Raw genomic sequence first — 23,072 nt, 5'->3', positions numbered from 1 at the left:
CCCGCTGCGTCTTGGCGGCGACACGCTGGATTGTGCGGGCGTTCCCGTCGAACACGGACTCGCGGCTCCTCGAAACTGAACCCGATCACTAGGCTCAGAATGTAAAAATCCGCTTGATGATCGGGACCCCCGCCGCGGCGGATTGTCCCGATTTCAGGTATTGGGCGGCGGCGACAGATTGGCCTCGAAATCCATGAAGATATCGATCGCCTCGTCGACATGGACCGAGGTCGCCTCGCCCTTCGGGAAGCGATAGCGCCAGAAGCTGGAGATGTGCGAGATCACCCCGACCCGCTCGCCCAGGCTCAGGAACAGCTCGGGCGCGCGCAGCAGGAAGTCGCGGAACTGCTGGGGCCGTCCGTTGTTGGTCAGGCTCTCGAAGGCGTCGTCATAGACCTTCAGCGTGCGCATGATGGCGGCGCGCTCGACCATGACCCCGCCCTGCAGACGCTTGCGGACGCCCTCCAGGTACTGGTCGGCCTCGGCGTCGCGCTGGCCGGTGACCGTGATGGCGCTGATCTCGGCGCCGACGTCGGTCAGCATGGGCCACAGCTTGGTCAGCATCCATTTGTAGTAGAGGAAGCCCTTCCAGCTGAAGACGCCTTCCCGGAAGCTCGCGCCCTCCATGACCAGGGTGTCGCGCAGCGGCTCCAGCCGCTCGTCGACATCGGCCGCCAGCAGCGCCTCGACCAGCCGCGCCGAATGGATCCGGCGCAGGCCGCCGGCGTCGCGATAGGCCAGCTCGATGAGATGCGAGATCTCCATGCTGACGAAGCCCTGCATGGCCTCGTAGTCGGCTGGCGACAGGGTGAAGTAGCAACCGGCCACCGCGATGCGATGACGGCGCAGGTGCTCGCGCAGCAGGAACGGGTCCAGCGACGGCAGGGCGTCGATGGCCTCCAGGGTCTCCAGGTCGCGGCTCAGATTGCCCGAGGCGTTGCAGGCCTCGATCAGCATCTGGGCCCAGCCGCGCTGGCCCACGAACACCGACTGGCCGCCGTACTTCAGGTCGTCGCGGTCGAAGGGAATGATGACCTTGGTCGCCGTCTGCCGCGCCTCGTCGAACAGGTAGAGGTCGTCGTTGCGCAGGCGGTGCTTGATGATCAGCGCCGTGTTCAGGAGCTTGTTCTTGAACAGCGGCTGCTGACCGTATTCCGGCCGGTGGCCGCTCTCGGCCTCGATGGCGAGCAGGTTCAGCACCCGGCTGGTCGAGGCCGTGTGCTCCAGCGCCCGCAGGCTGCGCGTGACGCGGTCTGCCTGGTTGACGGGCTTGAGCTTGCGACGGCGCGCGTGTGCGGACACGAGACCCCCTGAGTGGACAAGCCCTCATAGGGGACCGGGGCTAACAAACGCTAACCGAGCCGCGTTCTGGCGACCCGCGAAACCGGAAACGGGTAAGGGTTCAGGGACGCGTCGCCGGACTGGCGCGCCGCATCACCTCCTGGAAGGGCGCGACCCAGATGTCGTCCGCGTGCGCCTTCAGATATTTCAGCAATCCCTGGTGCGCCTCGGCCGAGACGGTGAGGTAGTCGCCGCCCACGCCGTGGAACATGAACACGCCCAGGCCGCCCGCGCGCTGCACGTCCTTCACATAGGCGATAAGGTCGTCGGCCGTGGCGGTCTCTGGGAAGGAGCGGCTGGGGACGCGGAATGGGTCCAGCCTCGCCGGATCGCTCACCACCCCGCCGTCCGGCACGCCGGTGCGTACGGAGCGGATCATGCCGGAAGTCCGCAGCGCGTCGATGTAGTCGACGCCGCCGGCCAGGCTGATGCTGCAGGGGACCGAATAGGTGTGCTCCGTCCGACCGTCGATCGCGGTCAGCAGGGTGTTCATCGCCCCGATCTCGCGCAGCATGCCGGGGACCGTGTAGCGCTCGGTGTTGAACTGCGGATCCATCGCGAAAGACGCGCGCGGGCACGGGTGGAACATCGAGTGGTTCCCCAGCTCGTGCCCGGCCTCCGCAAGCCGCCGCCAGCGCGGGATGTCCGCCGCCGGGAAGGTCCCGTTGAGGAAGAATGTCCCGCGCAATCCCGCCGCTTCCAGCTGCGGGGCCGCGACGTCCAAATGCGAGGTCAGGGCGTCGTCATAGGTCAGGACGATCGCCGCCTTGCGACCGCCGGGCCAGTCGAAGGAACCGGCCACGGCGGGCGAGGCCAGGAACAGCGCGATCAGGGCGACGAGGATCTTCCGCATTCGCCCCTCTCGTCCGTCAGCCCTGGAAGGGGTCGCGCATCAGGATGGTGTCGTCGCGCTCGGGGCTGGTCGACAGCAGGGCGACCGGCGCGCCGATCAGCTCCTCGACGCGGCGCACGTACTTGATGGCGTTGGCGTTGAGGTCCTTGAACGAGCGGGCGCCGGCGGTGCTCTCCGTCCAGCCCTCGATCTCCTCGTAGACCGGCGTGGCGGCGGCCTGGTCGCGCAGGCCGGCCGGCAGGTAGTCGACGACCTTGTCGCCGATCTTGTAGCCGACGCAGATCTTCAGGGTCTTCAGGCCATCCAGCACGTCCAGCTTGGTCAGGGCCACGCCGTGGATGCCGTTGATGGCCACCGACTGGCGCACCAGCACCGAGTCGAACCAGCCGCAGCGGCGGGCGCGGCCGGTGTTGACCCCGACCTCACGGCCAACCGTCGACAGGTGCTTGCCGACCTCGTCGAACAGCTCGGCCGGGAACGGGCCCTCGCCGACGCGGGTGGTGTAGGCCTTGACGATGCCCAGCACGAAGCCGGTCGCCGACGGGCCCATGCCCGAGCCGGCCGAGGCCTGCCCCGCCACGGTGTTGGACGAGGTCACGAACGGATAGGTGCCGTGGTCGACGTCCAGCAGGGCGCCTTGCGCGCCCTCGAACAGGATCTTGCGGCCGGCCTTGTGGGCCTGGTCCAGCACCCGCCACGCCGGCTGGGCGTAGGGCAGGATGCGCGGGGCCAGCTCCATCAGGGCGTCGAACAGCTCTTGCGCGCTCGCCTCCGGCAGGTTCAGGCCGCGACGCAGGGCGCCGTGGTGGCTGAGCAGGCGCTCGATCTTGGGCTTCAGGGCTTCCGGATCGGCGAGGTCGGCGACGCGGATGGCGCGGCGGCCGACCTTGTCCTCGTAGGCCGGGCCGATGCCGCGGCCGGTGGTGCCGATCTTCTGGGTCGAGGCGGCCTCGCGGGCCTGGTCCAGGTCCTTGTGCAGCGGCAGGATCAGGCAGGCGTTGTCGGCCAGGATCAGCAGCTCGGGGGTGATGTTGACGCCCTGGTCGGCGATCTTGTCGATCTCGCCCAGCAGGTGCCACGGGTCGACCACGACGCCGTTGCCAATCACCGACAGCTTGCCCTGCACCACGCCCGAGGGCAGCAGGGCCAGCTTGTAGACCTTGCCGTCCACCACCAGCGTATGGCCGGCGTTATGCCCGCCCTGGAAGCGCACGACGACATCGGCCCGGTTGCTGAGCCAGTCGACGATCTTGCCCTTGCCCTCGTCGCCCCACTGGGCGCCGACAACGGTCACGTTGGCCATGGTAGAGATATGCCTTGTCGCCTGCCGGGTGACGTCGCGGGGTCCTTCGACAGGACTCGACCCCGGACGTTCAATCAGTTTTGGGCGGCGCCGCGCGATCGGTCAAATCTGACCCGCGCGAAGTCAGAAGGCGTAAACCAGCCGGACCCCCGCGTCGTCAAGCCCCTGGTTCTTGCCCTGGTGAAAGATCTGGCCGTTCGACAGGTGGGTGTAGCTGAGTTCCACCGACACCTTGTCGCTGACCTGGTAGCCCAGGGCCAGCTCCGGCTCGAACAGCACGTGCGAGCCGAATTCAATGCGGTGATAGTAGAGATAGGTGCGGCGGGCCCGCTCCTCGTCGCTGATGTTCGGCGCATTGGCCGGCGGCAGCTTGGCCTTGCCGTCCGTATAGGCCAGGCCCATGCCAGGGCGCAGGTAGAAGCCGCCCGGCTGGCCGAAGTCGAGCTTCCAGTCGAAACCGGCGGCCACGAAGTTGGATTTGTTCTCGCTGTTGATCGACACCATCGTGTGGACCTGCGGCTTGCCCAGCCAGCGCAGGTTTTCCAGCTTGTCGGTGCGGTAGCCCAGGTGGACGTCGTAGCCGTCCTCGCGCCCCGCGGCGCCCAGGCCGACGGCTTTGCCGATGAAGGTCACGTCGTGCTTGTAGACGCCGACGAAGGCTTCCCCGGCCATGGCGGGCGCGGCGAAACCCAGCGCGGCGCTTCCCAGCAGGGAGGCGGCCACGGCGGCGAACATGGCGGTCTTCATGGAGTCGTCCTGAACAGCTGAGCCCTTGCCCTATATGGATCGAACGATGCGACCCGCAAAGGGTTTCGATGCGGCGAAACGCGAGCTAGACCTTTGCGCCATGACCATCGCCCTTTCCGACATCGAAGCCGCCGCCAAACGCCTCGAGGGCCAGGCCGTCGAGACGCCGCTGATCGAGAGCCCCGCCCTGAACGAACGCCTGGGCGGCCGGGTGTTCCTCAAGCCCGAGACCCTGCAGCGGGCCGGGGCCTTCAAGTTCCGCGGCGCCTATAATCGCCTGAGCCAGCTGAGCGACGCGGAGAAGGCGCGCGGGGTCGTGGCCTTCTCGTCCGGCAACCACGCCCAGGGCGTGGCCCTGGCGGCCAAGCTGCTGGAAATCCCCGCCCTGATCGTCATGCCGTCGGACTCGCCGACCGTGAAGGTCGAGGGGACGAGGGGCTTCGGGGCCGAGATCCGCTTCTACGACCGCTTCACCGAGGACCGCGTCGCCATCGCCGACCAGATCGCCGCCGAGCGCGGCTGCACGGTCGTGCCATCCTACGACGATCCGCACATCATCGCCGGCCAAGGCACGCTGGGGCTGGAAATCATCGCCCAGGCCCGGGCGCTGGGCGTCGAACTGGACCGCGTGCTCTCGCCGGTCGGCGGCGGCGGCCTGATCGCCGGGACCTCGACGGCGGTGAAGGCGCTGTCGCCGTCCACGGAGGTCTGGGGGGCCGAGCCCGCCGGCTTCGACGAGACCCGCCGCTCGCTGGCGAGCGGCCAGCGCGAGACCATCGACAAGGACGCCCGCTCGATCTGCGACGCCCTGCTGACCCCGATCCCCGGCGAACTGACCTGGCCGATCAACCAGCGCAACCTCGCGGGCGTCGTGGCGGTGACCGACGCCGAGGTCGCCGAGGCGATGCGGTTTGCGTTCTCGACGTTGAAGCTGGTGGTCGAGCCCGGCGGCTGCGTGGCGCTAACGGCGGCGCTGACGGGCAAGGTGGATCTGAAGGGCAAGACGGCGGCGATCGTGCTGTCGGGCGGCAATGTCGATCCGGACTTGTTCGCGAGCGTGTTGAAGGGCGAGATCTAAGCTTTCGTGTCACCGCTCATCCCCGCTCTCGCGAGGATGAGCGGGTTTAGGGGATAGGGATCAAGTGAACTTTCCAAGCGCAGCCGCCCTCCCCCAGACCCCGCTCCTCGTCGTCGATCGCGCGGCGCTGACCCGCAACATCGCCCGCATGCAAGCCCTGTGCGACGCCGCCGGCGTGCGGCTGCGGGCTCACGGCAAGACCCACAAGTGCTCGCCCCTGGGTCGGCTGATCGTCGAGGGCGGCGCGGTTGGCCTGTGCTGCCAGACCGTGGGCGAGGCCGAGGCCTATGTCGCCGGCGGGATCAAGAACGTGCTGGTCACCGCCCCCGCCCCGCCGTGGGGCGCGGCCCGTCTCGCCGCCCTGGCCCGAACGGGCGCAACCGTCGGCGCGGTGGCCGATGACGAGGGCCAGATCGACCGGCTGTCGGACGCCGCCGTGGCGGCCGGCGTCACCCTGGACCTGGTCGTCGACCTCGACCTTGGCACCCATCGCACCGGCGTCTATGCGCACGAGGCCCTGAAGCTGGCCCGCGCCGCCGACGCCGCGCCGGGCCTGCGGTTCGCCGGCATCCAGGCCTATCTCGGCCACCTGCAGCATCTGGACGACGGGACCCTGCGCCAGGCCGCCGACGAGACCGCCTTCGCCGCGCTGAAGGGCGTCGTCGCCGAGCTGACCGCCGTCGGACTGGCGCCGCCCGTCGTGACCGGCGGCGGCACCGGGACCCACGCCTTCGACCTGGCCTCGGGCGTGTTCACCGAACTGCAGGCCGGCTCCTACGCGGTGATGGACGTCGAGTACGACGCCTGCGGCGCGCCCGGCGGCGGCGACTGGCCGTTCGAGCCGGCGCTGTTCATCGCCGCCACCGTCGTCTCGGCCCGCCACAAGAGCCACGTCGTGGTCGACGCCGGCTTCAAGGCCGTATCGATGGACGGGCCACCGGCCCGCGTCGTCGCCGGCGCCGCAAGCGGGTCGCTGTGGCGGCCGATGGGCGACGAGCACGGCATGATCGCCCACCCCGCCACCCTCGACGTGCTGAAGGCCGCCGGGCGCGATCCGCTGGGCTTCGACAAGGCCGTGTCCGCCGCCGACGCCGATCCGGCCCGGGCGTTTCCGGCCGACGCGCCCCAGGTCGGCGACCTGGTCTGGCTGCAACCGGGCCACTGCGACCCGACCATCAACCTCTACGACGCCCTGCACGTCTGGGACGGTCAGACGCTGGAACGGTGGGCGGTGGATGGGCGTCGGATCAGCGCCTGATCGCGGTATCGCTACCGCGCGCCAAACTACCTAGCCATGCTCCAAAACCGTCACTAGGGTCCGCGCCAAGATTTGCTCCCGTAGAGGGCCCTTGATGAAACGCCTGCTGCTCGCCACCGTCCTGATCGCCGCGCCCATGCTGTCGCACGCGGCCGACGCGCCCAAGATCGACCCCGCCAGGCTGTCGGCCCACATCAAGGTGCTCTCATCCGACGACTTCGAGGGCCGGGGTCCTGGCACAGCCGGCGAGACCAAGGCGGTCGGCTACATCGTCGACCAGATGAAGGCCATCGGCCTGTCGCCCGCCGGCGAGGTCCAGAAGGACGGCAAGCGCGCCTGGACCCAGAACGTGCCGCTGGCCCGCTTCCAGATGGCCGGCCCGGTCACCGCGTCCGTCACCAAGGACGGCAAGGCCACGCCCCTGGCCCAGGGCGACCAGATCGCCATCCGCGCAGCCATGACCAATGTCGACGCCGTCTCGATCAAGGACGCCCCGATCGTCTTCGCCGGCTATGGCGTGAAAGCTCCAGAGAGAAGTTGGGACGACTTCAAGGGCCTGGACGTGAAGGGCAAGATCCTGGTCGTGCTGATCAACGACCCGGACTTCGAGACCGGTTCCGGCGACTTCGGCGGCAAGGCCATGACCTATTACGGCCGCTGGACCTACAAGTATGAGGAGGCCGCTCGCCTGGGCGCGGCCGGCGTGCTGATCGTCCACGAGACGGCCCCGGCTTCGTATGGCTGGAACACGGTCAAGAACTCCAACACCAACACGATGTTCGACATCGTCCGGAAAGAGCCTGCCAAGCAGCATCCCAAGCTGGAGGCCTGGATCCAGCGCGACGTCGCCGTCGACCTCTTCAAGCAGGCCGGTCTCGACTTCGACGCCCTGAAGGCGCAGGCCCAGAGCCGCGACTTCAAGGCCGTGGAGCTGAAGGGCGTGACCTTCTCGGCCGACTACAAGGTCAAGCACGAGGTCATCGTCTCCAAGAATGTCGCCGGCCGCATCGTCGGAACCAAGTTCCCGAACGAGACGGTGATCTACAGCGGCCACTGGGACCACCTGGGCGTCGGCGCCCCGGACGCCAAGGGCGACAAGATCTACAATGGCGCGGTCGACAACGCCGACGGCATCGCCGCCCTCCTGGAGCTGGCCCGCGCCTTCAAGGCCAAGCCCGCGCCACAACGCTCGATCCTGTTCCTGGCCGTAACCGCCGAGGAGAAGGGCCTGCTGGGCTCGGAATACTATGGCGCGAACCCCTTGTTCCCGCTGGCGACCACGGTCGGCGACATCAATATCGACGCCCTGTCGGCGGCCGGTCCGGCCAGGGACGTGACCACCTCGGGCGACGGCAAGGTTGATTTGCAGGACATGCTGGCCGCCAAAGCCAAGGCCCATGGCCGCTACTTCACGCCCGACCCGTCGCCGCAGGCCGGCCACTTCTACCGCTCGGACCACTTCCCGTTCGCCAAGCGCGGCGTGCCGGCCATCTCGATCGGCTCGGGCGCCGACCTGGTCAACGGCGGCAAGGAAGCCGGCGAGAAGGCCGAGGCCGACTACACCGACAACCGCTACCACCAGCCGGCCGACGAATGGTCGGCGGACTGGGACCTCAGCGGCCAGGCCCAGGACCTGGGCCTCGTCTACGAGATCGGCGCCGACCTGGCCAACTCCCGCGTCTGGCCGCAATGGCAGGCGGGCTCGGAGTTCAAGGCCCTGCGCGACCAGACCGCGGCGCAGCGGAACTAGACCTTCCCCGTTTCCCCGGCGCCACGGGTCGCGCTTCGCGCGCCCGAGCATAAACTCCAGCCGGGGCCCAGATATAGCCTGAGCGGTTGGGGCGGGTTCGCCGACAGCCTCGACCGTTCGGCAAACGCTCCTGGGTTCGATCTGGGCCCCGGCTTTCGCCGGGGAGACGGATCTGGGGGCTGAAATGATTATCTAGAGTACCCATGACCGCCTCCGTCTTCGACCTCTTCAAACTCGGCGTCGGCCCGTCGAGCAGCCACACCATGGGGCCGATGACGGCCGCGCGGATGTTCGTCGGCCGCCTGCGGGACGCCGGAAAGCTGCCCGACGTGGTGAGGGTCGAGATCAAGCTCTACGCCTCCCTGGCCCTGACCGGACGCGGCCACGCCACCGACCGCGCCGTGGTCCTGGGCCTGATGGGCTTCACGCCGGCTGAGCTCGATCCCGATGTCGGGGAAGCGGCGCTGCTTGAGACAAAGGCCACCCAGTCGCTGTTCTTGGACGGCCAGATCGACATCCAATTCGACGAGGCTAGGGACATCGTCTGGCTCGGCCACGAGCGCTTGCCCCAGCACCCCAACGGCCTGACCTTCACCGCTTTCGACCGATCTGGCTTCCCGATCGCCGAGCGCACCTACTTCTCGGTCGGCGGCGGCTTCGTACGCGACGAAAGCGAGATGGGCCGCAACGCCCCGCCCGAGGACGGCCCGGCCGTCCCTCACCCCTTCGAGAGCGGCGCCGACCTGCTGCAACGCGCCGCCGACGCGGGCCTGTCGATCGCCGGCGTGATGGGCGCCAACGAGCTGGCCCGGATGTCGCTGGACGACATGAACGCCGGCCTCGACCGCATCTTCGCGGCCATGGAGGCCTGTATCGATCGCGGCATGCGCCAGGAGGGCGTCCTGCCCGGCGGCCTGACCGTCAAGCGCCGCGCCCGCCAGATCCATCAGACGATCCAGGGCCGGATGGAGCGCCAGATGAGCGATCCCCTGGCGGCCATGGACTTCGTCAACCTGTGGGCCATGGCGGTCAACGAGGAGAACGCCGCCGGCGGCCGCGTCGTCACCGCCCCGACCAACGGCGCGGCGGGCCTGGTCCCGGCCGTGCTGCGGTTCTTCGTGCGCTTCCACAAGGGTAGCCCCGAGCAGGTCCGCGTCTTCCTGCTGACCGCCGCGGCGATCGGCGCGCTCTACAAGCGCAACGCCTCGATCTCGGGGGCCGAGGTCGGCTGCCAGGGCGAGGTCGGCGTGGCCTGCTCGATGGCGGCGGCGGGCCTCGCGGCCGCCCTGGGCGGGACCAACGCCCAGATCGAGAACGCCGCCGAGATCGGCATGGAGCACAATCTGGGCCTGACCTGCGACCCGATCGGCGGCTTGGTGCAGATCCCCTGCATCGAGCGCAACGCCATGGGCGCCATCAAGGCTATCGACGCCGCCCGCCTGGCGCTGCTGGGCGACGGCCAGCACTCGGTGTCGCTCGACAAGGTCATCGCCACCATGAAACGCACCGGCGAGGACATGAACGAGATCTACAAGGAGACCTCGATGGGCGGCCTGGCCGTGGGCCTGTCGGTCAACCGGGTGGAGTGCTGAAGCCAACTCTCCTCCCCATTAGGGGGAGGTGGATCGATGCGAAGACGCATCGAGACGGAGGGGGTCCGCGCAAGCGGTTCTGCATAGGCCGCGCCCCGAAGCCCCCTCCACCGCCGTTCGGCGGTCCCCCTCCCCCAGAGGGGGAGGAGAGGGTCTCGCCTGTTTCTGAATCTAGGCTAACCTCCGCCTCGGGAGGACACCCATGCCCGGCTCGATCACTCCGATGATCCATGTGCCCGACGTGCGCGAAGCCGCCGACTGGTATCGCGACCTCGGCTTCGTGCTGACCGGCTTCCACAGCCTGGACGGCGCCTGGACCTGGGCGCGGCTGACCCTGGGCGACGGGGCGGTGATGTTCGGCGCGGGCGGCCTGCCCTCGCTGGCCCACCGGCGCGAGGTCGACCTCTATGTCGGCGTCGACGATGGCCTGGACGCGCTGTTCGACGGCCTCAAGGACCGGGTCGACGTGTTCCAGCCGCCGCACGACACCGAGCATGGCATGCGCGAGTTCGTCATCCGCGATCTCAACCGTTTCTGGATCACCTTCGGCCAGCCGGCTCCGACCTGAAAAGGCGGCTGAATCCGCTCGACGTCGCGCCCGCGCTCGCCTAAGTTCCGCCGTGAACAGGAAGGGAACAAACATGGCCAAGGGCGTGATCCGGACGGGCATCGGCGGCTGGACGTTCGAACCCTGGCGCGGGGCCTTCTATCCCGACGATCTCAAGCAGAAGGACGAGCTGAAATATGCCGCGTCCAAGCTGACCAGCATCGAGATCAACGGCACCTACTATTCGACCTTCAAGCCCAACAGCTGGCAGAAGTGGCGCGACGAGACGCCCGACGACTTCGTGTTCGCGGTCAAGGCCAGCCGGTTCTGCACCAACCGCAAGGTGCTCTCCGAGAACAACGACTCGCTCGAGAAATTCCTGTCCCAGGGGCTGGAGGAGCTTGGGCCGAAACTGGGCCCCATCAACTGGCAGTTCATGGGCACCAAAAAGTTCGACCCGGCGGATTTCGAGGGTTTCCTGAAATTACTGCCGAAGGAGCGCGGCGGGGTGCGCCTGCGCCACGCGCTGGAGGTCCGCAACCCGACCTTCGCCTGCCAGGAGTTCTACGACCTGGCCGCCAAGTACGGCGCGGCCATCGTCTACGCGGTCGACGACGAGGAGCCGACCTGGCCGTGCATCGACGAGCCGACCGCCGACTTCACCTATGCCCGCCTGATGTCCAGCAAGGCCGACGAGCCGACGGGCATGAGCTCGGAGGAGCTGGACGGGGTGGTGAAGCAGGCGCGGAAGTGGGCCGAGCGCGGCGACGTATTCGCCTATTTCATCGCCGGGGCCAAGGTGCGCAATCCGGCGGCGGCGATGGCGTTGATCGAGAAGTTGGCAAAGTAACCCTCTCCCCGGGGGAGAGGGAGGGATCCGCGCGCAGCGTGGGAGGGTGAGGGTTTACAGCGCCGGCCGGGGCGCGGCCGCAGCGTCAGACCTCATAACCCCTCACCCTCCCACCGCCTTCAGCGGCGGGCCCCGCCCTCTCCCTCGGGGAGAGGGAGATTTCTCGGAAACCACGGCACGAACCCGCTGGTCCGCGCCACATACGCCTCGTACCCCGGCTTGGACTTGCGCATCCGCCCTTCGGTCGTCGGGACCCCGCTCCACTTGGTCAGCAGGAAGGTGATCAGCACGGGCCCCGGCAGGCTCCAGGCGCCAAGGCCGGTCTCGGCGGCGATCAGGTAGAGGCCCCACCAGACGCAGGCGTCGCCGAAATAGTTGGGGTGGCGGGTGTAGCGCCACAGGCCCCGATCCATGACCTTGCCGGCGTTGGCCGGGTCGGCCTTGAAGGCGGTCAGCTGAGCGTCGCCGATCGTCTCGAAGGCGACGCCGACGATCGCCAGTGCCGCGCCGGCCCAGGCTAGCGGTCCCAAAGCGCCCGGCTGCTGGCCCAGCTGCACCGGCAGGGCGACGACGAAGCCCAGCACGTACTGCAGCGAGAACACGAAGATCAGCGCCGTCTTGGCGAAGCCCCAGCCGCGCGTCTTCTCGGCATGGGCGATCATCGACACATAGCGCCGATCGGCCCCGTGCTTGCGCCACCGCCAGAACAGATACCCGCCCAGCCGCGCCGCCCACAGGGTGCACAGCCCCGTCAGCAGCAGGCCGTGCGGGGTGGGCGGGGCCTGCAGGAAGGCGCTCCAGGCCAGCAGCGCCATGCTGGGCCCCCACCAGGCGTCGATGAAGCTGACGTCCTTGATCCTTAGACTGACGACCCACAACACCAGAAAGGCGAGCGCCGAGACGGCGGCGTTGACGGCGAGGGTGGTGAGGATGGCGGGCATGGAAGACCTTGATCGGATTTCTCTCTCCTCCCCATGAGGGGGAGGTGGATCGATGCGAATACGCATCGAGACGGAGGGGGTCGCGAAGCGGTTCCGAGGTTCAGCGCCCCCAAGCCCCCTCCACCGCCGTTCGGCGGTCCCCCTCCCCCAGAGGGGGAGGAGAGCGTAAGCGCGGCTTCACGTCCCCACGACGAAACTCACCGTCGTCGTGGTCGAACCGCCGATGTTCAACGTCTGCACCGTTCTGGCCCCCTCGACCTGGTAGTCGCCGGCCTGGCCGGTGGTCTGTTTCCATGCGTCCAGCAGCATACGAACGCCCGTGGCCCCGACGGGGTGCCCCGTTCCGATCAGCCCGCCGGACGGGTTGATCGGCAGCTCGCCGCCCAGCGCGATGTCGCCGTTCTCGACCGCCTTCCAGCTCTCGCCGGGCGCAGTCAGGCCCAGATGGTCGATGGCCATGTATTCGGTGGCGGTGAAGCAGTCGTGGGTTTCCACGGCGTCAATGCCGGAGACGTCCGGCGCGATCCCGGCCCGGCTCCGGGCGTCCAGGATGGCGCGGCGCACCTGCGGGAAGACGTAGGGCTGGTCGCGGCTGGCCTCGACCTTGCGGGCGTAGCTGATCGGGGCCGAGCGGTGGCCCCAGCCCTTGATGCGCGGGATGCTCTCCAGCGTTACGCCGCGCTTGTCGGCGTAGGCGCGGGCCCGCCGCTCCGACGCCAGGAACACCACGGCCGTCCCGTCGGTGACCTGGCCGCAGTCCTGCTTGCGCGTGCGCCCCTCCACCACGGGATTAGCGACGTCGTCGGCGGTGAAGGCGTCGGGACCGAAGTTCCAGGCCCGCGTCTGGGCGTTGGGATTGCGCTTGCCGTTGGCGAAATTGACCTCGGCGATGCCCATCAGGTGCTCGTACTTCAGGCCATAGCGCCGGTCGTATTCGTCGGCGAGGTCGGAGAAGGCGCGCGGCCACAGGAAGCGGGCGTCCTGGAACTCGTGGCCGGCCCAGGCGGCGCTGCCCAGGTTCTCGGCGGCCTTCTGGCCAGGGACGTTGCGCATCTGCTCGATCCCGACCACGCAGGCCAGGTCGTAGCGCCCGGCCTCGATCTCGGCCGTCGCGGCCAGGACCGCCACGCTGCCCGAGGCGCAGGCCGCCTCGTGCCGCGCCGTCGGCAGGCCATCGAAGGCGGGGTGGACCAGGCCGAACAGGCCGCCCAGCAGGCCCTGGCCCGCGAACAGCTCGGCGGCGAAGTTGCCGACATGGCCGGTCTCGACGTCCTCGGGATCCAGGTCGACGGCGGCCAGCCCCTCGCCCACCGCCTCGGCGAAGGCGTCGGCCAGGTCGCGGCCCGCGCGGCTCCAGTTGGCGGCGAAGTCGCTCTGCCAGCCGCCCAGCACATAGACCATGCGCGCCTCCTCCCCAGATGGACGCTCCTCAGTGAGTCCAACTATACAAGTGACTATCGCCGTGTCCACGGCCTCGCGGAACATTGACTCGCCAAGCCGAAGCGGCCCACCAACCGGCCATGGTCCCCCAGAAGGCCCAAGCGCCTAAGGCCCCCGTCCTGGTCAGACGCAGTTCAGCCGCCCGCGCGCTGAACCTGATCGGCGACCGCTGGACCCTGCTGGTGCTGTACGCCGCCTTCATGGGCGTGAAGCGGTTCGACGGCTTCGTCGAGATGACCGGCATCGCCCGCTCGCTGCTGACCGACCGGCTCAAGCGCCTGGAGACCGCCGGCGTCCTGGAGCGGCGCCTCTACCAGGACAGGCCCCCGCGCCACGAGTACCGGCTCACGGCCATGGGCCGCGACCTCTACGACTCGGCCCTGATGCTGCTGGGCTGGGAGATGCGCTGGCGCTTCGATCCCGACTGCCCCTCGCACCGCATCGTCCACGAGCCCTGCGGCCAGCCGCTGAAGCCTGTGCTGGTCTGCAAGGCGTGCGGCGAGGCGGTGAAGGTGCGCGACATCACCCTGTCGCCCGGTCCCGGCGCCGGGTTGGAGGCCGCCCCGCCCGCGCGCCATTCGCGCCGCGCCAGCTCCGACGACGTCGGCGGCCCCGCCCTGCATCCGATGCTGGAGCGCGGGATCGAGGTGCTGGGCGACCGCTGGACGGCCCACGTCCTGGCCGCGGCCTTCTATGGCCAGCGCCGGTTCAAGGATTTTCAGGCCGAGCTGAAGGTCGCCAGCAACATCCTGACCGACCGCCTCGGGCGACTGGTCGCGCGCGGCGTGCTGGAGCGCGTGCGCTACCAGGAGCGGCCGGAACGCTGGGAATACCGCCTGACCCGCGAGGGCCGCGACCTGTTCCCGCTGGTCGCGGCTCTGATGGCCTGGGGTGATCGGTGGCTGTCAGGAAACGAGGGAAGTCCGGAAATCCTGACCCACCGCTGCGGCGCGCGGCTGGAGCCGGTGTTGCGCTGCGGGGCGTGTGACGGCGCGGTGGACGTGGGGAACACGACGATCGGCTGAACCTCCTCCCCATTAGGGGGAGGTGGATCGGCGCGACTACGCGCCGAGACGGAGGGGGTCCGCAAAGCGGTTCTGAGGTTCAGCGCCCCAAAGCCCCCTCCACCGCCGTTCGGCGGTCCCCCTCCCCCTGAGGGGAGTAGAGCTCAATCGAGCCACAGCCCCTCGGCCGCTTCCCCATCCCCCCAGAACCCTGCCTGGGGCGGCGTGATCCGCCCGCGCTCGACCCGCAGGCCGCCGGGGTGATCCACGGCCAGCCACCACGGCCCGTCCAGATCCGCGAAGTCGCTGGCCCCACCCAGGTGCAGCGCCGGAGCCACGCCCAGCGACGAGGCGACCATGCAGCCGGTCATCACCTGGAATCCCAGGCGCCGCGCCGCCTTCAGCATGGCCACGGCCTCGGTCAGGCCGCCGGTCTTGTCCAGCTTGAGGTTCACCGCCCGGTAGCGGCCGCGCAGGGCCGCCAGGTCGCCGCCGACATGGACGGACTCGTCGGCGCAGACCGTGAACGGCGGATCCCAGCCATCCAGCTCGTGGTCCTTGCCCGCCGGCAGCGGCTGCTCGACCAGGGCGATCGGCAGGTCGGCCAGCAGGGGCTTGAGGTCCTTGAGGATGGCGAAGGTCCAGCCCTCGTTGGGGTCGACGATGAAGCGGGCGTCGGGCGCGGCCGCCGCCACGGCGCGCAGGCGGGCGGCGGGATCCTCGGCCGACAGCTTGATCTTGATCAGCGGCGCGTCGGCGACGGCGCGGGCGGCCGCCGCCATGGCCTCGGGCGAGTCGAGGCTGACAGTCACGGCCGTGACCAGATTGGTCGGGATCGGCAGGCTGGTCGCCCGGGCGACGCTGACGCCGGTGCGCCGGGCCCGCAGGTCCCACAGGGCCAGGTCCAGCGCGTTGCGGGCCGCGCCCGGCGGCAGGGCGGCGCGGGCGGCCTCGACGTCGTCGGACGCCAGGGCCGGCGCCAGCTGGGACAGCACGCTGTCGACCGTCTCGCCGTAGCGGCCATAGGGCACGCTCTCGCCGCGCCCGATATGGCCGTCCGCCTCGGCCCTCACCTCGACCACCTCAGCGGCGGTCTTGACCCCACGCGAGATGCGGAACGGGGCCTTCAGCAGGTGCGAGACCGGGCGGGCGGAGACAGCGATCGACATCCCGCAGGCATGCCGCGTTTCGCGAGGTCCTGCCAGCCCCCTACCAGCCCCAGTGACGGGGGATCGGCGAGTCGGCGCGGCGCTCAGCCATCACCTTCAGGGCCAGCGGACGGTCGACGAGGAACAGCGCCGCCCAGACCAGCAGCACGCCGGCATAGTGGACGGCGCCGAGCAGGCCGCCGGGACGGCCCGGACGCACGAAACGGGGGCGACGCGGGGCGGCGAACGGCGGGGTGATGGCGAAGTCGGTCATGTCGCGCCCTTTGTCCAAGGAAGGCCTCATCTGATGAAGGCACCTTGATCTGGCCTTGCGCCAGAATCGGACGTATGCAGCCAAGCTCAGGCCGACCGCGTTTTGGCCGTCGAGACTTCAGAGGATCGCCATGGCCAAGACAGTCAGCATCAACATCCCCCACCAGCTGGGCGCGGCCGAGGCCAAGCGCCGCCTGGAGCAGGGCCTGTCGCAGCTGGCCGGCCAGATCCCGGGCGGCGACGCCAGCCGCTTCTCGCAGAGCTGGGCCGGCGACGTGCTGAACTTCTCGGCCGTGGCCATGGGCCAGACCATCACCGGCGTCGTCCAGGTGCTGGAGGACCACGCCCGTCTCGACCTCTCCCTGCCCGGCCTGCTGGGCATGGCCGCCGGCAAGATCAAGGACGAGCTGAGCAAGCGCGGACAGCTGCTGCTCAAGTAGCTCTAGACCACCGACACCTCGGCCGCCGCCAGGCGCTCGGGATCGCCGGCGGCGAAGATCTCGACGACCTTGCCGTTCTCGACCTTGATGTCGAGTACGACGTACAGCTTGCCCAGCGGGGCCACGACCGCGCCGATCGCGCCGTCGACCAGGGCCGTGCGGGCGGTCTGGGCCAGGCCGTTGTAGAAGTTGGCCACCCGCTCGGCGCCGCGCAGCTCGCGGGTCTGGCCGCCGCCGGCGAAGACGTCGGCGCGGACCACCACGTTCGGATCCAGCACCGCCATCAGCCCGGCCAGGTCGCCGGTCCGCGAGGCGGTGAGGAATGCGTCGACGACGCTCTTCTGGGCGGTCTGGGCGTCGTCCAGCGGCGCCGCGCCGCCGCGCACCCGGCGACGGGCCCGGCTGGCCAGCTGGCGGGCGGCGTCGGGGGTGCGCTCGACGATCGGGGCGATCTGCTCGAACGGCATGTCGAACAGGTCGTGCAGCACGAAGGCGATCCGCTCGGCGGGGCTCAGGGCCTGCAGCACCACCAGCAGCGCCAGGCCGACGGAGTCAGCCAGAATGGTTTCGCGCTCGATGGCGTCCTCGCCGCTGACCGACGGTTCCGGCCCGCCATCCAGGGCGTCCTCGCGGCGCGACTTCCTGCTGCGCAGCATGTCCAGGCACACCCGCGAGGTCACGGTGGTCAACCAGGCCGACAGGTTGTCGACGCCCGACGCGTCGGCGCGCGACAGGCGCAGCCAGGCCTCCTGCACTGCGTCCTCGGCCTCGGGTAGCGAGCCCAGCATCCGGTAGGCCACGCCGCGCAGGCGGGCCCGGTCGGCTTCGAATTTCTCAGCGAGATAATTTTTCTCGGACATCTCGGTCACATCGCTCCGTCGGGCTTCGTCACCTCTTCGACGAAACGAAGTCGCCGGATGTGACCGGCGGCGTCCCTCGAAGGAGAAATCCGATGCAAGCCCGCATGACCCAGCCCGCCTTCCTCATCCCCGAAGCCATGAAGGCTATGATGGCCCTCGGCAAGTCCGCCCATGTCGAGGGCGTGCCCGAGGCCCTGCACGAACTGCTGCACCTGCGCGTCAGCCAGATCAACGGCTGCGGCGTCTGCCTCGAGATGCACGCCCGCGCGGCCCTTAAGTCCGGCGAGAGCCCCGAGCGCCTGGCCACCGTCGCCGGCTGGCGCGACACCCCCTACTTCACCGAGGCCGAGCGCGCCGCCCTGGCCCTGGCCGAGGCCGTGACCCGCGTCGCCGACAAGGCCGACCCGGTGCCGGACGAGGTCTGGAACGAGGCCGCCCGCCACTACGACGAAAAGGCCCTGGCCGGCCTGCTGATCAGCATCTCGGCCATCAACGTCTGGAACCGCCTGAACGCGGCCACGCGCCAGGTGGCGGGCAGCTTGGGGGTGTAACCCCCCCACACCCGCTTCCCCGGCGAAAGCCGGGGCCCAGATCTCAAGGCGTTTGGGCTGATTGGAGAAGCGCAACGCGTATAGAGCCCACCCCAGCGCTCTTCCAGCTGGGCCCCGGCTTTCGCCGGGGAAGCGGGGGTTGGGGAGACGCTATAATCGCCGCTCGTCGAACTCGTGCTTTCCCAGGCTCTCGAAGCGGCCTTCCTCGGCTTTGTTGATGTACTGCGAGGCGACCAGCCAGCTCTTCACCGGGCGCAGGGTGGCCAGGCAGCCGATGATCAGGGCCGGGAAGGTGGTGACCAGGTGCACCCAGATGGGCGGCTGCCACATGACCTCGGCCCAGGCGAAGACGGCGGTGACCACGATGCCGACGCCGCTCATCACGAAGAAGGCCGGGCCATCGGCCGGGTCGGCGAAACCGTAGTCCAGGCCGCAGCGATCGCACCTTGGCGCCAGCTTCAGGAAGCCCTGGAACAGCTTGCCCTCGCCGCAGCGGGGGCAGCAGCACTTGAGGCCGGCCTCGATGGGCGTCGGGGAATTGTAGATCGGTTCTTGGTCGGCCATCGGGGGCCCTTCCTACAATCGCGGAAATGATCCATACATTGTGCATGTAATGTATGGATATCGATCCATGACGACAACTAAGGGATCGCCGAATCCGGCCGCTGCGTGGCTTGGCCGCATCGAGGGGCTGGACGGCCCGGCCTATCGCCGGATCGCCGCCGCCCTGGAGGCCGCCGTCGCCGAGGGCGAGCTGCAGGCCGGCGACCAGATCCCAGCCCAGCGCGAGGTCGCCCGTCTTGTCGGAATCGACTTCACCACGGTGACCCGCGCCTACGCCCTGGCCCGCGAGCGGGGCCTGATCGAGGGGACCACCGGTCGCGGCACCTTCATCCGTTTACGGACGATCGAGGACGAGGCCGGGCTGGTCGACCTCTCCATGAACCTGCCGCCCCCGCCGGCGGGGTTGAACCTGGCCGTCCTGCTGCGCGAGACGACGGGCGCGATCCTGGCTCGCACCGCCCCGGCGACCCTGATGGCCTATCACCCCGGCGCCGGCTCGCTGGCCCAGCGGACAGCCGGCGCGGCCTGGCTGGCGCCGGCGCTGGGCCAGGTCGAGCCCGAGCGGATCGTGGTCGCCAGCGGGGCCCAGACGGCGCTGTCGGCCCTGCTGGATCACCTGACCGCGCCCGGCGACACCATCCTGGTCGAGGCCTTCGCCTATCCGGGCCTCTTGGCCACCGCCGCCCGGCGCGACCTGACCGTCGTCGCCTGCCCACTGGACGCGGAGGGCCTGGAGCCAGGCGCGCTCGCAAGGTTGATCGCCGAACGCCGCCCGCGCCTGGTCTGCGCCACCCCGACTTTCCAGAACCCGACGGCGGCGACCATGAGCGTCTCGCGACGCCGGGCGATCGTCGAGATCTGCCGCACGGCCGGCGTCACGATCGTCGAGGACGACGCCTACGGCCTGCTGCCCGACGATCCCCTGCCGGCCCTGGCCAGCCTGTGGCCCGAGGGCGTGTTCCACGTCGCCACCACCGCCAAGGCGCTGTCGCCCGGCCTGCGCCTGGCCTATGTCGCCTGCCCCCCGGGCCGGGCCGAGGGCTTCGCGGCGGCCCTGCACGCTATCGCCCAGATGCCCGCCCCACTGATGGCCGCCGTGGTCACCAGCTGGATCCGAGACGGCGTCGCCGCGCGCGTGCTGGCGGGCGTGCGGGACGAGGCCGTGGCCCGCCGGACCTTGGCGGCCGAGCTGTTGCCGGCGGCGGTGGGCGGCCCCGAGAGCCTGCACGTCTGGCTGCCCGGCGCGGTGGCGACGCTGGCGGCGCGGGACCACGGCCTGGCTTTGGTCGACGCCGAGGCCTTCCGGGCGCCGGGCGCGGTCGGCGAGGGCCTGCGGATCTCGCTGGGCGCGGCGGGCAAGCGGACGATGCTGACCCGAGCGCTCACCGCGTTGCGGACCCTGACTACTCCGTGATCCCGCCCCGCCGGAACGCCTCGGCCAGCTGATCGATCAGGGCTCGGACGGCCGGCGGCAGGCCGCGCCGGGTGGTGAAGACCGCGTGGACGATGCCGGCCCGGCTGCTCCAGTCCGGGAACACCCGCACCAGGCGCCCGGCCTCCAGCAGCTCGCGGCACGCATGGTCGGGCAGGAAGGCCACGCCCAGCCCGGCCGCCGCCGCGTCGCGCAGGGCGCCGAAGTCGCCGCAGGTCATGCGCGGCGTGTGCTTGACGCTCCGCGCCTCGCCCTCGGCGTCCACCAGCTCCCATTCCAGCTCGCCGATCTGGTCGGTGGGGCTGAGGGTCGGCAGCCCGGCCAGGGCCGCCAGAGGCTGACCAGCACAGCGCATCGCCAGGCGCGGATCAGCCACCAGGATCCGGGTCGAGCGCCCCAGGGTCCGCATGGTCAGGGCCGCATCGGTGTCCAGGGTCAGGCGCACGCGGACGGCCAGGTCGATGCGCTCGGCGATCAAGTCCACGGGACGGTCGATGGCCACCACCTGCAGCCGCACCTTGGGATAGCGCGCCATATAGGCCTGGAAGGTCGGCGACAGCGCCTCAATCAGCCCGACCGGACAGCTGCAGCGGACCAGGCCGTGCGGCTCGCTCAGCGCCTCGGCCACCACGGCGTCGGCCTGCTGGGCGTCCAGCATCAGGAGGCGACAGCGCTCGTGAAAGGCCTGGCCGACCTCGGTGACCCGGAACCGGCGGGTCGAGCGCTCGATCAGCCGCACGCCCAGCCGCGCCTCCAGGCTCGCGATCCGGCGGCTCAAAGTCGACTTCGGCTGGCGCAGGGCCCGCCCCGCCGCCGCGAAGCCGCCGTGCGCCACCACCTCGGCGAACAGGACGTAGTCGTTGAGGTCAACCGCCACAATTGTCTCACCAATGGAACACTGAGAGCCAATTTACCCGTCTACTCCGTTTTTCGTTCCGCAGGCATCTCTTTTGTCACCGACGGACGCCCCGCCGGCGAAACCAAGGAGAGATCGACATGAGCAAGACTTTCGACGGTAAGGTGGTCGTGGTGACCGGCGGCGCCAGCGGCATCGGCCTGGCCACGGCCAAGCGCTTTTCCGAGCTGGGCGCCGCGGTCTACGTGACCGGCCGCCGCGAGGCCGAGCTGGCCGCCGCCGTGAAGGCGATCGGCGGCGACGTCACCGGCGTCCAGGGCGACGCCTCCAAGCTGGCCGACCTGGACAAGCTGTATGACGTGATCCAGCAGCGCCACGCCCATATCGACGTGCTGGTGCCCAACGCCGGCGGCGGCTCGATGCTGCCCCTGGGCGCGATCACCGAGGAGCACTACGAGGATATCTTCGGCCGCAACGTGAAGGGCGTGATCTTCACCGTCCAGAAGGCCCTGCCCCTGCTGCGCGACGGCGGCGCGATCGTGCTGATCAGCTCGACGACTGGCGTCCAGGGCGTGGGCGCCTTCAGCGTCTACAGCGCCAGCAAGGCGGCGGTGCGCAACCTGGCGCGCGGCTGGACCAGCGATCTCAAGGACCGCCAGATCCGCGTCAACGTCGTCTCGCCCGGACCGGTGAAGACGCCGGGCCTGGTCGAGCTGGCCGGCGAGGACAAGGCCGCCCAGCAGGGCCTGGTCGACTTCATGGCCAGCCAGGTGCCGCTGGGCCGCGTCGCCGACCCGTCCGAGATCGCCAAGGCGGTCACCTTCCTGGCGTCCAGCGACGCCAGCTTCATCGCCGGCGCCGAACTGTTCGTCGACGGCGGCATGACCCAGGTCTGAGGAGAAACGAGATGACCATCGAACAGCTGCTGATCCGCAATCTGCACGAGGTGTTCGGCGAGGGCGATCCGACCCGCCGCCGGGCCGCGATCGAGGAGCTCTACGCCGAGGACGCGGTGTTCTACGGCCCGGGCGGCGAGGGCCACCACGGCCGCGAGGCGATCGACAAGATCGCCGGGATCATCCGGGCCTCGCACCCGACCTTCGCCTATACCGAGACCTCGCCGGCCCAGGCCAGCCACGACGCCGGCCGCCTGTCGTGGGTCTCGGGCCCGGCCGGCGAGCCGCCGCGCTACGCGGGCCACGACTTCATCCTGGTCCGAGACGGCAGGATCGCGGCGATCTACGTGTTCCTGGATGGGGAGGGGTAGGCTTCCCAACCCCGCTCATCCCCGTGGGATGAGCGGGTTATTCGGATCTCAGTACTCGACGTCGTCCTCGTTCCCCTCGCCCCCGCCTTCACCCTCGCCGCCCATGGCGTTCTCGAGGCTGTCGATGATGTCGTCCATCTGGTCGGGGGTGATCGAGACGTAGAGCGACTCGCCGCCGATGGCCGAGACCAGCAGGCGGTAGCCGTCGTCGGTCTCCTGCAGGCTGAACGATTGGAGCGGCAGGAGCTTGGCCATGGGGGATCCTTCCCGGAAGAGCGAGGGCGTCATCTAGAGACGGAAACGCCCTACTTCAACGCCCCCCTTACTTGAGCGCTCCACGCCGCAGCATCGCCACATGGGTCGCGATCAACTGCTCGCGCTCCACCCACGGGAACTCCGGCCGGGCGATCAACAGCGAGACCAGGCCGTGCAGTCCGGCCCATAGCGCCTGGGTCGCGGCCATGACGTCGTCGCCGGCCATCTGGCCCCGCGCATGCAGCTCGCCGACCATCTCGACGAAGACATGGAAGACCTGCTTGCCGGCGATCATCGGCCGGTCGCCGGTCTTCTCCAGGAAGCTGCCGTCGACGCTCTTCTCCAGCATGAAGGCCACGCGGTAGGCGTCGGGATGGTCCAGGCCGAAATCGATATACACCCGCAGGCAGCGCTCGAAGGCCTCGGGCGTGGGCGTGTAGTCGACCCGCGCGTCGGCCATGCGCTGGCCCAGGATGGCGAAGGCCCGCACGCACAGCTCGGCGGCGATGTCGTCCTTGGTGGCGAAATAGGCGTAGAGGGCCGGCTGCGAAATGCCGGCGATCTCCGCGATCTGGCGAGTCGAGACGGCGTGCACGCCCTTCTGGGCGAACAGGCTCTGGGCGGCGTCGAGGATCTCCTCGCGGCGCTCGGCGCCCTGCCCCTTGGGCTTACGCGGCGAGCGGGTCTTGGGCGTACGCATCGAAGACATTCGGGTCGTTGAC

The 23,072-nt window shown here is 69.6% G+C and carries 25 protein-coding genes and 2 pseudogenes; 13 read left to right on the top strand and 14 right to left on the bottom strand.

Translation table 11 applies throughout. The features are described from left to right. Positions 1-153 precede the first annotated feature (153 nt). From K8940_RS04095 to K8940_RS04080, 4 genes are all read right to left on the bottom strand, one after another. Positions 154-1,302: a hypothetical protein gene (locus K8940_RS04095; protein ID WP_223393256.1), complete on the bottom strand. Its 1,149-nt coding sequence runs from the start codon at positions 1,300-1,302 to the stop codon at positions 154-156. A gap of 100 nt (positions 1,303-1,402) precedes the next feature. Further along, positions 1,403-2,194, bottom strand: a complete 792-nt coding sequence (locus K8940_RS04090; RefSeq protein WP_223393255.1) for a polysaccharide deacetylase family protein — start codon at positions 2,192-2,194, stop codon at positions 1,403-1,405. 16 nt (positions 2,195-2,210) lie between these two features. Then, positions 2,211-3,497 (bottom strand): adenylosuccinate synthase, encoded by a 1,287-nt coding sequence (locus K8940_RS04085; protein ID WP_223393254.1) that lies wholly within the window; start codon positions 3,495-3,497, stop codon positions 2,211-2,213. 123 nt (positions 3,498-3,620) lie between these two features. After that, positions 3,621-4,244, bottom strand: coding sequence for an acyloxyacyl hydrolase (locus K8940_RS04080; protein ID WP_223393253.1), 624 nt, complete (start codon positions 4,242-4,244; stop codon positions 3,621-3,623). Positions 4,245-4,344: 100 nt separating this feature from the next. On the opposite strand from K8940_RS04080, the gene K8940_RS04075 reads away from it, so the two are divergent. The 7 genes and pseudogenes from K8940_RS04075 to K8940_RS04045 all read left to right on the top strand — a co-directional run bounded on the left by K8940_RS04075 (position 4,345) and on the right by K8940_RS04045 (position 11,319). Next, a complete protein-coding gene (locus K8940_RS04075; protein ID WP_223393252.1) occupies positions 4,345-5,322 on the top strand; it encodes a threonine/serine dehydratase in 978 nt (325 codons plus the stop codon). 64 nt (positions 5,323-5,386) lie between these two features. Next, the gene (locus tag K8940_RS04070; RefSeq protein ID WP_223393251.1) at positions 5,387-6,580 is read left to right on the top strand and encodes an alanine racemase; all 1,194 of its coding nucleotides are present in this window, start codon (positions 5,387-5,389) and stop codon (positions 6,578-6,580) included. A 94-nt stretch (positions 6,581-6,674) separates the two neighbouring features. Next, positions 6,675-8,330, top strand: a complete 1,656-nt coding sequence (locus tag K8940_RS04065; protein WP_223393250.1) for a M28 family metallopeptidase — start codon at positions 6,675-6,677, stop codon at positions 8,328-8,330. A gap of 203 nt (positions 8,331-8,533) precedes the next feature. Further along, positions 8,534-9,922 carry an L-serine ammonia-lyase gene (locus K8940_RS04060; protein ID WP_223393249.1) on the top strand — a complete coding sequence of 463 codons (1,389 nt, stop codon included), beginning with the start codon at positions 8,534-8,536 and terminating at the stop codon, positions 9,920-9,922. A 102-nt stretch (positions 9,923-10,024) separates the two neighbouring features. Next, a pseudogene (locus tag K8940_RS04055) lies at positions 10,025-10,102 on the top strand (hypothetical protein); the annotation flags it as partial. Between the two features lie 22 nt (positions 10,103-10,124). Next, positions 10,125-10,490: a VOC family protein gene (locus tag K8940_RS04050; protein WP_223393248.1), complete on the top strand. Its 366-nt coding sequence runs from the start codon at positions 10,125-10,127 to the stop codon at positions 10,488-10,490. Positions 10,491-10,563: 73 nt separating this feature from the next. Beyond that, a complete protein-coding gene (locus K8940_RS04045) occupies positions 10,564-11,319 on the top strand; it encodes a DUF72 domain-containing protein (protein ID WP_223393247.1) in 756 nt (251 codons plus the stop codon). 119 nt (positions 11,320-11,438) lie between these two features. Here the strand turns inward: K8940_RS04045 and K8940_RS04040 are convergent, their stop codons facing one another. Continuing rightward, positions 11,439-12,260, bottom strand: a complete 822-nt coding sequence (locus tag K8940_RS04040) for a DUF1295 domain-containing protein (protein WP_223393246.1) — start codon at positions 12,258-12,260, stop codon at positions 11,439-11,441. A gap of 177 nt (positions 12,261-12,437) precedes the next feature. After that, positions 12,438-13,661, bottom strand: coding sequence for an acetyl-CoA acetyltransferase (locus tag K8940_RS04035; protein ID WP_223393245.1), 1,224 nt, complete (start codon positions 13,659-13,661; stop codon positions 12,438-12,440). Between the two features lie 119 nt (positions 13,662-13,780). On the opposite strand from K8940_RS04035, the gene K8940_RS04030 reads away from it, so the two are divergent. Continuing rightward, positions 13,781-14,725 carry a winged helix-turn-helix transcriptional regulator gene (locus K8940_RS04030; RefSeq protein ID WP_223395763.1) on the top strand — a complete coding sequence of 315 codons (945 nt, stop codon included), beginning with the start codon at positions 13,781-13,783 and terminating at the stop codon, positions 14,723-14,725. 16 nt (positions 14,726-14,741) lie between these two features. On the opposite strand, the pseudogene K8940_RS23930 reads toward K8940_RS04030, so the two are convergent. The 3 genes and pseudogenes from K8940_RS23930 to didA form a co-directional block, all read right to left on the bottom strand. Further along, positions 14,742-14,873, bottom strand: a pseudogene (locus K8940_RS23930) (hypothetical protein); the annotation flags it as partial. Further along, complete coding sequence (locus tag K8940_RS04025) at positions 14,869-15,873, bottom strand: dipeptide epimerase (RefSeq protein ID WP_223393244.1); 1,005 nt, start codon at positions 15,871-15,873, stop codon at positions 14,869-14,871. The gene K8940_RS04025 and the pseudogene K8940_RS23930, both read right to left, overlap by 5 nt. Positions 15,874-15,913: 40 nt before the next feature. Further along, positions 15,914-16,126 carry a DNA damage-induced SOS-independent cell division inhibitor A gene (gene didA / locus K8940_RS04020; protein WP_223393243.1) on the bottom strand — a complete coding sequence of 71 codons (213 nt, stop codon included), beginning with the start codon at positions 16,124-16,126 and terminating at the stop codon, positions 15,914-15,916. A 130-nt stretch (positions 16,127-16,256) separates the two neighbouring features. On the opposite strand from didA, the gene K8940_RS04015 reads away from it, so the two are divergent. Further along, positions 16,257-16,565: a polyhydroxyalkanoic acid system family protein gene (locus tag K8940_RS04015; protein ID WP_223393242.1), complete on the top strand. Its 309-nt coding sequence runs from the start codon at positions 16,257-16,259 to the stop codon at positions 16,563-16,565. Between the two features lie 2 nt (positions 16,566-16,567). Here K8940_RS04015 and K8940_RS04010 read toward each other — a convergent pair whose 3' ends face one another. After that, positions 16,568-17,425: a sigma-70 family RNA polymerase sigma factor gene (locus K8940_RS04010; protein ID WP_223393241.1), complete on the bottom strand. Its 858-nt coding sequence runs from the start codon at positions 17,423-17,425 to the stop codon at positions 16,568-16,570. A 92-nt stretch (positions 17,426-17,517) separates the two neighbouring features. Here K8940_RS04010 and K8940_RS04005 point away from each other — a divergent pair, with 92 nt between their 5' ends. Beyond that, entirely contained in the window at positions 17,518-17,976 is a 459-nt protein-coding gene (locus K8940_RS04005) for a carboxymuconolactone decarboxylase family protein (protein WP_223393240.1), read from the top strand. 150 nt (positions 17,977-18,126) lie between these two features. Here K8940_RS04005 and K8940_RS04000 read toward each other — a convergent pair whose 3' ends face one another. Next, positions 18,127-18,540, bottom strand: a complete 414-nt coding sequence (locus tag K8940_RS04000) for a DUF983 domain-containing protein (protein WP_223393239.1) — start codon at positions 18,538-18,540, stop codon at positions 18,127-18,129. Between K8940_RS04000 and K8940_RS03995 the strand changes: the two genes are divergently transcribed. Further along, positions 18,539-19,954 carry a PLP-dependent aminotransferase family protein gene (locus tag K8940_RS03995; protein WP_223395762.1) on the top strand — a complete coding sequence of 472 codons (1,416 nt, stop codon included), beginning with the start codon at positions 18,539-18,541 and terminating at the stop codon, positions 19,952-19,954. The genes K8940_RS04000 and K8940_RS03995 overlap by 2 nt on opposite strands. Here the strand turns inward: K8940_RS03995 and K8940_RS03990 are convergent. Further along, positions 19,944-20,849 carry a LysR substrate-binding domain-containing protein gene (locus K8940_RS03990; protein WP_223393238.1) on the bottom strand — a complete coding sequence of 302 codons (906 nt, stop codon included), beginning with the start codon at positions 20,847-20,849 and terminating at the stop codon, positions 19,944-19,946. The two genes, K8940_RS03995 and K8940_RS03990, sit on opposite strands and share 11 nt — an antisense overlap. 119 nt (positions 20,850-20,968) lie before the next feature. On the opposite strand from K8940_RS03990, the gene K8940_RS03985 reads away from it, so the two are divergent. Next, positions 20,969-21,724: an SDR family NAD(P)-dependent oxidoreductase gene (locus K8940_RS03985; protein ID WP_223393237.1), complete on the top strand. Its 756-nt coding sequence runs from the start codon at positions 20,969-20,971 to the stop codon at positions 21,722-21,724. 11 nt (positions 21,725-21,735) lie between these two features. Then, positions 21,736-22,095 carry a nuclear transport factor 2 family protein gene (locus tag K8940_RS03980; protein WP_223393236.1) on the top strand — a complete coding sequence of 120 codons (360 nt, stop codon included), beginning with the start codon at positions 21,736-21,738 and terminating at the stop codon, positions 22,093-22,095. Between the two features lie 48 nt (positions 22,096-22,143). Here the strand turns inward: K8940_RS03980 and K8940_RS03975 are convergent, their stop codons facing one another. Both K8940_RS03975 and K8940_RS03970 read right to left on the bottom strand, forming a co-directional pair. Continuing rightward, positions 22,144-22,350, bottom strand: coding sequence for a hypothetical protein (locus tag K8940_RS03975; protein ID WP_223393235.1), 207 nt, complete (start codon positions 22,348-22,350; stop codon positions 22,144-22,146). 67 nt (positions 22,351-22,417) lie between these two features. Then, positions 22,418-23,050, bottom strand: a complete 633-nt coding sequence (locus tag K8940_RS03970) for a TetR/AcrR family transcriptional regulator (protein WP_223393234.1) — start codon at positions 23,048-23,050, stop codon at positions 22,418-22,420. Positions 23,051-23,072: the final 22 nt, after the last annotated feature.

Origin of the sequence: Caulobacter segnis (genome assembly GCF_019931575.1) — a bacterium.
Taxonomy (GTDB): domain Bacteria; phylum Pseudomonadota; class Alphaproteobacteria; order Caulobacterales; family Caulobacteraceae; genus Caulobacter; species Caulobacter segnis_C.
The sequence above is the reverse complement of the archived record's forward strand: the minus strand, read 5'-3'. Positions and strand labels throughout refer to the sequence as shown.